7 protein-coding genes are annotated in these 10,002 nt (G+C 75.6%); 3 read left to right on the forward strand and 4 right to left on the reverse strand.

Annotated features, from left to right (window positions below):
• Nucleotides 1-45 precede the first annotated feature (45 nt).
• From ACFWI8_RS35570 to ACFWI8_RS35580, 3 genes are all read right to left on the reverse strand, one after another.
• Complete coding sequence (locus tag ACFWI8_RS35570; RefSeq protein WP_387100194.1) at nt 46-1,119, reverse strand: prenyltransferase; 1,074 nt, start codon at nt 1,117-1,119, stop codon at nt 46-48.
• Nucleotides 1,116-1,841, reverse strand: coding sequence for a methyltransferase domain-containing protein (locus tag ACFWI8_RS35575; protein ID WP_387100196.1), 726 nt, complete (start codon nt 1,839-1,841; stop codon nt 1,116-1,118). Before ACFWI8_RS35575 ends, ACFWI8_RS35570 begins: the two co-directional genes overlap by 4 nt.
• 398 nt (nt 1,842-2,239) lie before the next feature.
• Complete coding sequence (locus tag ACFWI8_RS35580; protein WP_387100198.1) at nt 2,240-3,511, reverse strand: glycosyltransferase family 4 protein; 1,272 nt, start codon at nt 3,509-3,511, stop codon at nt 2,240-2,242.
• 366 nt (nt 3,512-3,877) lie between these two features.
• Here ACFWI8_RS35580 and ACFWI8_RS35585 point away from each other — a divergent pair, with 366 nt between their 5' ends.
• Nucleotides 3,878-5,452 carry a prenyltransferase/squalene oxidase repeat-containing protein gene (locus ACFWI8_RS35585; RefSeq protein WP_387100200.1) on the forward strand — a complete coding sequence of 525 codons (1,575 nt, stop codon included), beginning with the start codon at nt 3,878-3,880 and terminating at the stop codon, nt 5,450-5,452.
• A gap of 207 nt (nt 5,453-5,659) precedes the next feature.
• Here ACFWI8_RS35585 and ACFWI8_RS35590 read toward each other — a convergent pair whose 3' ends face one another.
• Complete coding sequence (locus tag ACFWI8_RS35590) at nt 5,660-6,679, reverse strand: peptidoglycan-binding protein (protein WP_387100203.1); 1,020 nt, start codon at nt 6,677-6,679, stop codon at nt 5,660-5,662.
• Between the two features lie 177 nt (nt 6,680-6,856).
• Here ACFWI8_RS35590 and ACFWI8_RS35595 point away from each other — a divergent pair, with 177 nt between their 5' ends.
• Both ACFWI8_RS35595 and ACFWI8_RS35600 read left to right on the forward strand, forming a co-directional pair.
• The gene (locus tag ACFWI8_RS35595) at nt 6,857-8,902 is read left to right on the forward strand and encodes an MFS transporter (RefSeq protein WP_387100206.1); all 2,046 of its coding nucleotides are present in this window, start codon (nt 6,857-6,859) and stop codon (nt 8,900-8,902) included.
• 189 nt (nt 8,903-9,091) lie between these two features.
• Nucleotides 9,092-9,748 (forward strand): HAD-IA family hydrolase, encoded by a 657-nt coding sequence (locus ACFWI8_RS35600; RefSeq protein ID WP_387100208.1) that lies wholly within the window; start codon nt 9,092-9,094, stop codon nt 9,746-9,748.
• The last annotated feature ends 254 nt before the right edge of the window (nt 9,749-10,002 follow it).

Raw genomic sequence — 10,002 nt, forward strand, 5'->3', positions numbered from 1 at the left:
CGCCGGGACGCTGTGCGTCCCGGCGGGCCCTCGCCGTGTCCGGGGTCAGCCGCAGCAGTCGGTCTCCAGGCCGCGCGGCAGGCCGGCGCCGCCGAAGACCGCGCGGGTCGGGGTGTCGCCGGCGAGCGCGGCGACGGCGAGCAGGACGGAGCCGGCGGTCCAGGTGGTGCGCTCGGTGGGCCAGACCGCGTCGTCGGCGAAGACGTAACCGGTCCAGTACAGGCCGCCCTCGGCGCGCAGGTGGCCGATCGAGCGCAGAATCTCCACGGCGCGCCGTTCCATGCCCATCGTCCAGAGGGTCAGGGCGAGTTCGGCGCTCTCACCGCCGGTGACCCAGGGATTGGTGCGGACGCAGCGGACGCCGAGGCGCGGGACGACGAACTCGTCCCAGCCGGCGGCCAGCCGGGCGCGGGCGTCAGGGCCGCGCAGGGCACCGCCGAGCACCGGGTAGTACCAGTCCATCGAGTACCGGGACTTGTCGAGGAAGCGCTCGGGGTGGCGCCGGATGGCGTGGCCGAGCCGGCCGACCGCGAGTTCCCAGTCGGGCTGCGGCGAGCCGGCCAGTTCGGCGAGGGCGAGGGCGCAGCGGAGCGCCTGGTAGACGGACGAGCAGCCGGTGAGCAGGGCGTCGGCGACGGGCGTGCCGTCGGGGTCACGGCGCCAGCCGAGCTGGCCGCCCTCCTGCTGGAGGCCGAGCGTGAACTCGACGGCCGCGTGCACGACGGGCCACATGCGACGGCGGAACGCCTCGTCCCCGGTGGCGAGGTAGTGGTGGAGCACGCCGACGGCCGGGTACGCGCAGAAGTTGGTCTCCCGGCCGAGGTCGGTGGGGCGGGCGGCGTCGCCCTCGGCGTAGGCGGCGTACCAGGAACCGTCCGGGTTCTGGTGACGGGCGAGCCAGTCGTAGGCGGCGGCGGCGCGGTCGTGGCGTCCCGCCGTGTCCAGGGCCATGGCGGCCTCGACATGGTCCCAGGGGTCGAGGTGGTGGCCGCCGAACCAGGGTATGGCGCCGTCCGCGCGCTGCTCGGCGCCGATGGCCAGCGCCGTCTCCTCGGCCTCGGCGGCGCTGAGCACCCCGGGCAGCGCGAGCCGCTCGACGCCCCGCTCGGCGCTGGTCACGCGGCGCCCGTGCGCGGCTTGGTGGCGTACACGACGAGGCTCTTGCCGAGCACCGGGTCGAGCAGCCGCTCGGCGGCCCGGGTGGCCAGCGGCCGCTTCATGATGTCCCAGACCAGCAGCCGGTGGTAGGCGCGCACCGGCAGGGCCCGGTCGTTGTCGACGCCGAAGGCGCACTTCAGCCACCAGTAGGGCGCGTGCAGGGCGTGCGCGTGGTGGGTGCCGTACGGGCGCAGCCCGGCCTCACGCAGCCGGGACACGAGCTGGTCGCCCCGGTAGATGCGGATGTGGCCGCCCTCGACCTGGTGGTAGGCGTCCGACAGCGCCCAGCAGACGCGTTCCGGGAAGTAGCGCGGCACGGTGACGGCGATCCGGCCCCCGGGGCGGAGCACCCGGACCGCCTCGGCGAGCAGGCCCTTGTCGTCGGGGACGTGCTCCATGATCTCGGAGACGATCAGCGCGTCGAAGCTGTCGTCGGGGAACGGCAGCGCCAGCGCGTCGCCCCGCAGGGCGAGCGCGCCCGCGCCGTCGGGCGCCTCGCCGGCCTCCCGCATGGCGGCCAGCCAGCCGGCGGTGTGCCGGACGTCGTCGCCGTTCCTGTCCAGCGCGACGACGTGCGCGCCGCGCCGGTAGCACTCGTACGCGTGCCGCCCCTGCCCGCATCCGAGATCCAACACGCGGTCGCCTGCGGCGACCGGAAACCGCGAGAAGTCCACGGTCAGCACGAGATCATCCCCTGTCCATCGTCACGACGAGTCGCCCCCGGCCTCGGCTCCCCGCAAGGGGGTCGAGCCGCTGCGCTCCGCGCGGGGGCCGTCCACCGAACGGTGCGTGGGCGCCGCGCACGAGGTTTGCCCCACCCACCCGCCCTTTTGCGCGCTCCGCGCGGCACGGGCGGAGCCCGGCGCGCTTCGCGCGGACGAGGTGGCGTGCCCCGGCGCGCTGCGCGCGGCCGGGCCGCGGGCTCCGCTCCGCGCGAGTGACGGGGCGAAGTGGCCGTCGCGTGTGCGGTCGACGGATCGGGCCGCCGCGTCGCTGCCGCGCGAGGTCGCCGGCCGAGGGCGGGCGGGTGGGCGCGGCACCGCACCGCGACGCGCGCGGCGACGCGCGGCCGCCGGCCCGCTCAGCCACGCCGGCCAGGCGCCCGCATGGACGCGGCCGCGGACGCGTAGTGCGTGGCCGTGGCGCGCGCGGCCTGCTGCCAGGTGAAGTGGCGGAGGACGCGGTCACGGCCGGCCGCGGCGATGCGCGCGCTGAGCGCGTCGTCGCCGAGCAGCCTGGCCAGCGCCACGGCCAACGCGCCGGCGTCACCCGGCGGGACGGCGAGGCAGGTCTCACCGTCCGGTCCTGCGACCTCGGGGATCGCGCCGCCGGTCGTGGCGACCAGCGGCGTGCCGGCGGCCATCGCCTCAGCGGCCGGCAGACAGAACCCCTCGTACAGGGACGGCACGCACGCCACCCGCGCGCCCCGCACCAGGTCGGCCAGTTCCGCGTCGCTGATGCCCTTCACGAACTCGACCGCGTGCCCGAGGCCGAAGCGGTCGATCGCCTCGGCGACGGGCCCGTGCGCGGGCCGGTCGCCGACCACGACCAGGTGCGCGCCCGGCCGCTCGGTCCGCAGCTTGGCCAGCGCCTCCACCAGGTGGACGAGACCCTTCAGCGGCGCGTCGGCGCTCGACGTGGTGACGATCCGGTCCGGGACCCGCGCCACGCCCGGGTCCGGGTGGAAGATCCGGGTGTCGGCGCCGATGGGGACGACGTGCACCCGCTCGGGGGCCACGTCGAAGTCCTCGATGATCTCGCGCCGCGAGGCGCCGGAGACGGTGAGCACGGTCGGCAACCGCCGCGCGACCCGCCGCTGCATACGGGTGAAGCCGTACCAACGCCGCACCGAGTAGCGCCGCTTGCGGCTGTCGGCCGCCGCGAGTTCGAGGCGGCGGTCGACGGTGATGGGGTGGTGGATGGTGGTGACCAGCGGCAGCCCGAGACGCCGGGTGGCGCCCAACAGCCCGTAGCCGAGCGTCTGGTTGTCGTGTACGACGTCGAACTCATGGCGCCGCGTGGCCAGTTCGCGGGCGGCGCGCAGCGCGAACGTCCGCGGCTCGGGGAAGCCGCCGGTCCACATCGTGGCGACCTCCAACGCGTCGATCCAGTCCCGGTATTCGCGGAGCCGCGGGGTTCGGAACGGATCAGGCTGGCGGTACAGGTCGAGGCTCGGCAGTTCGATCAGCTCCACGCCGTCGTCGAGCACGGGGTAGGGCTGGGCGCCGATGACCCGCACCTGGTGGCCCAACGCGGCCAGCTCGCGGGAGAGATGACGGACGTAGACGCCCTGACCGCCGCAGAAAGGATTCCCCTTGTAGGTGAGCAACGCGATCCTGAGCGGGCGGTCCACACCGGGGCGGTCCCCACCGGCCTCAGCCCCCACGCGCGTGCCCCCTCGGTGTCCGTTGCTACTCACGGGTATCGACCCTAACCCGCCACCGCCTCCGGCGGATACGCCCCGGACCTGGTGATTATCACCACGTGCGGACGCCCGTCGCGGCCGACCCGTTCGGCCGACAAGCGCCGTCCCGGGCGCGGGAGTCGGCGTATCACAGCCACCGACCCGCCCGCCGGTATCGAGCCGGCCGGGCGCGACCGGCCGGATAGAGTGACGGCCGACACCGCCCGGACCACGGCGCCGAGCCCGGTGCCGCACCGCGTCGCCGCGTGTGCCGGTGAGTCGTCCCGGCGGACCAGCACAGCGAAAGGCTTCCAGGTGTTCGACCACCACTCTCGTCGGCGGACGCTCCGCCGTGCGGCGTTGGCCGGCGGAGCGGCGGCGCTGACCGCCGCCGTGGCGCTGGCCCAGCCGGCCACGGCGGCGGCCGCGGCCGTGTCCGCCGCGCCGGCCGCCGAGACCCCGATCGGTCTCTTCGGGCGGAGCGACCCGACGTACGACGGAGTGCTGCGGCAGTCGATCGCGCTGCTGGCCCAGGATGCGGCCGGCTTCGAGCCGGGCACGCCGGCCGTGGACTGGCTGCTCGGCCAGCAGTGCGCCGACGGCTCCTTCCTCTCCTTCCGCGCCGACCCGCAGGAGCCCTGCCCCGACGTGACGGCGGCCGACTCCAACGCGACGGCACTGGCCACCCAGGCGCTGGCCGCGCTCGGCGGGCACGAGGAGCAGGTGTCCGCCGCCCTCGGCTGGCTGGCCGGGGTGCAGAACGCGGACGGCGGCTGGAGCTTCAACCCGGGCGGCCCGAGCGACGCCAACTCGACGGCGGTCGTGGCCAGCGCGTTCTCGGCCGCCGGCCAGGACCCGGCCGAGGTGCGCCGCGAGGGGAACTCTCCGTTCGACGCCCTGTCCGCGCTCCAGCTCGGCTGCGACGCCCCGGAGGGCGAGCGCGGCGCTTTCGCCTGGCAGCCGGATCCGGAGTCGGGCGAGCTGAGCGCCAACGACGCGGCCACCGTGGACGCGGTGCTGGCCTCGGCCGGCAGCGGCCTGCTGGTCGCCCCGGACGCCACGCCGGCGGTCGCGCCCACGGCCGAGCCCTGCGGCGCCGGGGACGAGGGCCAGGATCCCGAGGGGACCGAGGAGACGGAGCAGGAGGAGACCCCGGCCGGGCAGGAGACGGGCGAGGCGGCCGCCACGGACGGCGCCTCCGGCGAGGAGCCGCAGACCCCGCAGACGCCGCAGCTCGCGTCGGGCGCCGCCGGCGCGGCCCGGCTGACCGCCGCGCTCGACGACAACGGCCAGTACCTGGCCGCCCCCGCCACCGGTACCGAACCCGGCGAGGGTGAGGACCGGCTTCCGGACTTCGGCAACACCGCGAAGGCGGTCATCGCGCTGGCGGCGCTCGGCGACGACGCGGCGCTCGCCGGCCCCCTCGGCTGGCTGAGCGAGCACCACACGGAGTGGCCCGACCACGCGCAGAGCCCGGCCGCCCTCGGCCTGCTGGTGCTCGCGGCGCACGCGGGCGGCGCCTCGCCCACCGACTTCGGCGGCAGCAACCTCGTCGACGCGCTCAACGCCCTGGGCCCGGCGCCGGGCGACGGCTCGGCGGCCGGCGGCGGCGACTCCGCGGACGACGACAGCGGCGGCGGCCTCGGCGCGGTCCTGTGGATCATCGCGCTCGGACTGCTGGCCGGCATCGGAATCGGCGTGCTGCTGAGCGTGCGGCGCGCCCGCGCGCGCGAGACGGACGCGGCGTTCGGCCCCGCGGACGGCGGCGAGGCCGGCAAGGCGGAGGAGACCGAGGAGAGGCCGGCTTCCGCCACGGAGCGGAAGGCGGAGGACCACGACGCCAAGCCGGCCGATGAGAAGGACGGGAAGGACGGGAAGGACACCGCCTGACGCCGCGCGCCGCCGACCCCGGTGGTCGGCGGGCAGGCCACGCACGTGGTCGACCGCCCGCGAGGCGGGCGGCGCCACGGGGCTGGCCGCCAAAGACCACAGGTCACCGGTGAGCGCCGACGGCTCGCCGAGCCGTTCACCGCGCGTAGCGCGAAGAGGGCGGGTGGGTGGGGGAACAAACGCCGCGCCAGGCCCTCGCCGGCGAGGCTACGGCTCGTTCGTGTTGGCCTCGAGCGTCTTGCGGGTGACGGCGCCGTAGACGCCCGGTGGGTCGTCCTCGATGCCGTAGGCGTTCTGGAAGCGCTCCACCGCGTCCCTGGTCGCCTCGTCGTAGACGCCGTGCGCCTCGCCCGCGTAGACCCAGTTGAGCTGGAGCAGTCGCTTCTGCAGCTCGACGACCTCGGGCCCCTCGTCCCCCAGTTGGAGGACGGGAGCGGGGTCCTCGCCGCCCGGGTTCGACGGCTCGTCCGTCGGTTCCTGGGTGGGCGGCTCCGAGGGCTCCTCGGTGGGCGGCTCGTCGGTGCCCGGGTCGCTCGGCTCGGCAGGGGTGGTCGGGTCGGGTCCCGGGGTGGTGGGGTCCGGGCCGGGGGTCTCCTGGACGGGCGGGGTGGTGGGGCCCGGCGGGGTGGGCTGGGGCGGGTCGGGCACGGGCGGGGTGTCGAGGTAGCCGCCGTTCTCCGCGCCGCCGCCCTCGGGCTCGGGCGTCCGGGACGCGCCGGCGGTCGGCTCGTCGGTGCCCGCGCCGCCCGTGTCGGACTCGCCGGTGCGGTCCTCGTCGGGGAGGTCGTCGGCCGGCGGGTTGTTGTCGGGCACTGACAGGCTCGGGCCGCCGCGCACCTCGTTGACGCGCCCCTGGCCGCCGAAGAACGAGGCGGCGAGCGCGGTGCAGCCCACCACCGCCGCGACCGCGCCGCCCGCCGCGGCGGCCATCCGGGTCCGTTGCCGTGGCTTGCGGTGCGAGTGTGCGGAGCGGCGGGAACCCACCTGGTCCGGGAGGTGGTGCGGGAACGCGTCCGCCGGGCCGGGGGTGGCGGGGACGACCGACCGTATCCGGGTGCTGGGAGCGGACGTCGGTTCGAGGGGGAAGCGGGCCACGTCGGCCGGGTCGGGCTCCCAGTCCGGCGGATGGACGGGGCGGGAGAGCGAGTGGGTGACGCAGTCGCAGCCTGGCTCGCCGTTCGCTAACGCGGGACGGCCACAGATCAAGCAGTCGAACTGGTCGGTCACCGCGCCCCCCTCCCCGGTTTCGATTGGCAGCGATTATGCCCCACCCCCCTCACTGACGGGGCCCGGTCACTCAAGAAGCCGGACAAGGCAAACGCGGACAAAATAGCGGTGGAAACGCGCACACCCCATCGAGAAGTGATCACCCGGCGGGGAAACCGTTCGTCGAGAGGAGGCGCCATGTCGACTCGGCCGGCGCCGACCGCACCCGCCGCCGGACCCGCGTCCGAGGAACACGCCCCCGGCGCGCTGTGGCTGTCGCTCGGAGCGCTGCTGCTCGGGCTGTTCCTCGCGGCCCTCGACCAGACCATCGTCGCCACGGCGCTGCCCACCATCGTCAGCGACCTCGGCGGCCTCGAGCACCTGTCCTGGGTCGTCACCGCCTATCTCCTGGCGGCCACGGCCGGCACGCCGCTGTGGGGGAAGCTCGGCGACCAGTACGGCCGAAAAAAGCTGTTCCAGACCGCGATCGTCATCTTTCTGATCGGTTCGGCGCTGTGCGGGATAGCGCAGAACATGGCGGAGCTGATCGGTTTCCGCTTTCTCCAGGGGCTCGGCGGCGGCGGTCTGATCGTGTTGTCGATGGCGATCGTCGGCGACCTCGTCCCGCCCCGGGAACGCGGCCGCTACCAGGGCGTGTTCGGCGCCGTGTTCGGCGCCACCAGCGTGCTCGGGCCGCTGCTCGGCGGCTTCTTCGTCGACCACCTGAGCTGGCGCTGGGTCTTCTACGTCAACCTGCCGGTCGGCGTCTTCGCGCTGCTCGTGATCGCCGCCTCGCTGCACATCCCCGCGCACCGCGTGCCGCACGTCATCGACTACGCGGGCACCGCGCTGATCGCCGGCGTGGCCGGCGCCCTGGTGATCATCGCCTCGCTCGGCGGCACCACCTGGGCCTGGGGCTCCTGGCAGATCCTGCTGCTCGCGGTCGCCGCCGTCTGCGGCCTGGTCGGCTTCGTCCTCGTCGAGCGGCGGGCGGCGGAACCCGTGCTGCCGCTCGGTCTGTTCGGCATCCGCACCTTCACGCTCTGCAGCGCCGTCGCCTTCGTCGTCGGCTTCGCGATGTTCGGCGCGATGACCTACCTGCCGACGTTCCTCCAGGTGGTGCGCGGGGTCTCCCCCACGCTCTCCGGCGTCCACCTGCTGCCGATGGTGATCGGCCTGCTGCTGGCGTCCACCCTCTCCGGGCAGCTCATCAGCCACACCGGCCGCTGGAAGCTCTACCCGGTGCTCGGCACCGCCGTCACCGTCGTCGGCCTGGTGCTGCTGCACCTGCTCGCCAGGGACACCGGCGACCTCCTCATGAACCTGTACTTCTTCGTCTTCGGCGTGGGCATCGGTCTGGTGCTCCAGGTGCTCGTGCTGGCGGTGCAGAACGCCGTCGACTACCGCGACCTGGGGGTGGCGACCTCGGGGGTCACCTTCTTCCGCTCCATCGGCGCCGCGTTCGGCGTGGCGGTCTTCGGCACGATCTTCACCAACCGGCTGCGGGACGGGCTCGACGACGCGCTGCGCGGCGCCTCGCTGCCGCCCGGCGTGAGCGTCGACTCGCTGGAGCACGACCCGCGCGGCATCGGCACGCTGCCGGCGCCGCTCAGGGGCCGGGTACTCGACTCCTACGCGGACGCGATCACCGACGTCTTCCTCTACGCGGTGCCGGTGGTGGCCCTGGCCCACCTGCTGGCCTGGGCGCTGCGCGAGGAGCCGTTGCGCGGCAGCGTGCGGGCCCCGGACGCCAGCGAGACGGTGCCGCCGACGCCCGTGGTGCGCTCCTCCCACGACGAGTGCGCGCGGGCCCTCTCGCTGCTCGGCACCCGCGCCGGGCGGCGCGACCTGTACGCGAGGATCGCCGAACGCGCCGGCGTCGACCTGCTGCCGGCCGCCTGCTGGCTGCTGCTGCGGATCCGCCAGGACGGGGCGGTCCAGCCGGCGCTGCTCGCCGAGCGGATCTCGCTGCCGATCACGGTCATGGCCCCCGCCGCCCGCCAGCTGGAGGAACGCGGTCTTGCCCGCCGGGACGGCCTATCGCTGCGGGCCACGGACCGCGGGCGCGAACTCACCGAACGCCTGGCGCACGAACGCGAGGAGGAGCTGGCCGCGCTGCTCGGCGACTGGTGGGGCCCGGAACGGCCGCGTGACCTCGTCGACCTGGTGCGGGAACTGGGCACCGAACTCGGCGCCGGGCCGCGCGCCCCGCGTGAGGTGGAACGGGGGGCGGAACGCGAGTGATCGGCCGAGTGATCGGCTGACGACGCGGGGTGGAACGGGGGGCCAAAGAACCGGGAGGGGGCTGGCGCGATGCGACCCTCGTTTTGTACCGTGGTCAAACAAAGTGGTTCCGCCCGCTTCCCCGACCACCCGGGCGGAGCCACTGGCTCTCTCGCCCCCTTTCTCGCTTCTCGCCGGAGGCACCACGCCATGCCCGCCGCCCACCTGGCCGCCCGCGCCCTGCTCCTGGACATGGACGGCACCCTGGTCGACTCGGCGGCCGCCGTGGAACGCGTCTGGCGGGGCTGGGCCACCGAGACCGGCATCGACCCGGAGCTCGTGCTGGCGGTCATGCCGGGCCGACAGGGGCACGCCACCATGGCCGAGCTGCTCCCCGACCGACCCGTCGAGCTCAACCTCGCCGACGCGCGCCGGCTGCTGGCGCAGGAGACCGCCGACGTGGCCGACATCGTGCCGATCCCCGGCGCGGCGGAGTTCCTGGCCGCCGTCGAGCCCTTCCCCCACGCGCTGGTCACCTCGGCCGACGTGCCGCTGGCCACGGCCCGCATGACGGCGGCCGGGCTGCGGATCCCGGACATCAGGATCACGGCGGAGTCGGTCAGCGCCAGCAAGCCGGACCCGGAGGGCTTCCTCAAGGCCGCGGCCGAACTGGGCGTGGCGCCGGCCGACTGCGTCGTCTTCGAGGACTCCGCGGCCGGCATCGCGGCGGCGCGGGCCGCGGGCATGCGGGTCGTGGGCGTCGGCGCGACGGCCGCGGCGCACGGGCCGACGGCGTGGGCCGCGACGCTGCGGGACGTCACGCTGACGGCGGGGGCGGACCGCGCCCTCACGCTGCGCGTGGGCTGAACCGGCCCGGCGCCGGTGCGCGCCCGCGCTCCGCGCGGGGGTTTGCCCCCACCCACCCGCCCTTTTCCGCGCTCCGCGCGGGTGGCGGGCCGAACCGCGCTGCGCGCGGCACACGGCCCGGGAGGGCCGCGGGCCCGGGGCGGCTACGCCGCCCGGCCACGCGGCCCCGCGCCGCGCGAGGCCACCCGCCAAAGGGCGGGTGGGTGGGCGCGGCACGGCCGCCAGGCCCGGGCACCGGGCGCGCGGAGCGCGCC

The sequence above is a fragment of the Streptomyces sp. NPDC127098 genome (genome assembly GCF_042722465.1).
GTDB lineage: Bacteria > Actinomycetota > Actinomycetes > Streptomycetales > Streptomycetaceae > Streptomyces > Streptomyces millisiae.

Bases quoted from the DNA above. Each gene is read 5' to 3' on its own strand.
- ACFWI8_RS35600 (WP_387100208.1), top strand. From the start codon at position 9,092: ATGCCCGCCGCCCACCTGGCCGCCCGCGCCCTGCTCCTGGACATGGAC.
- ACFWI8_RS35595 (WP_387100206.1), top strand. From the start codon at position 6,857: ATGTCGACTCGGCCGGCGCCGACCGCACCCGCCGCCGGACCCGCGTCC.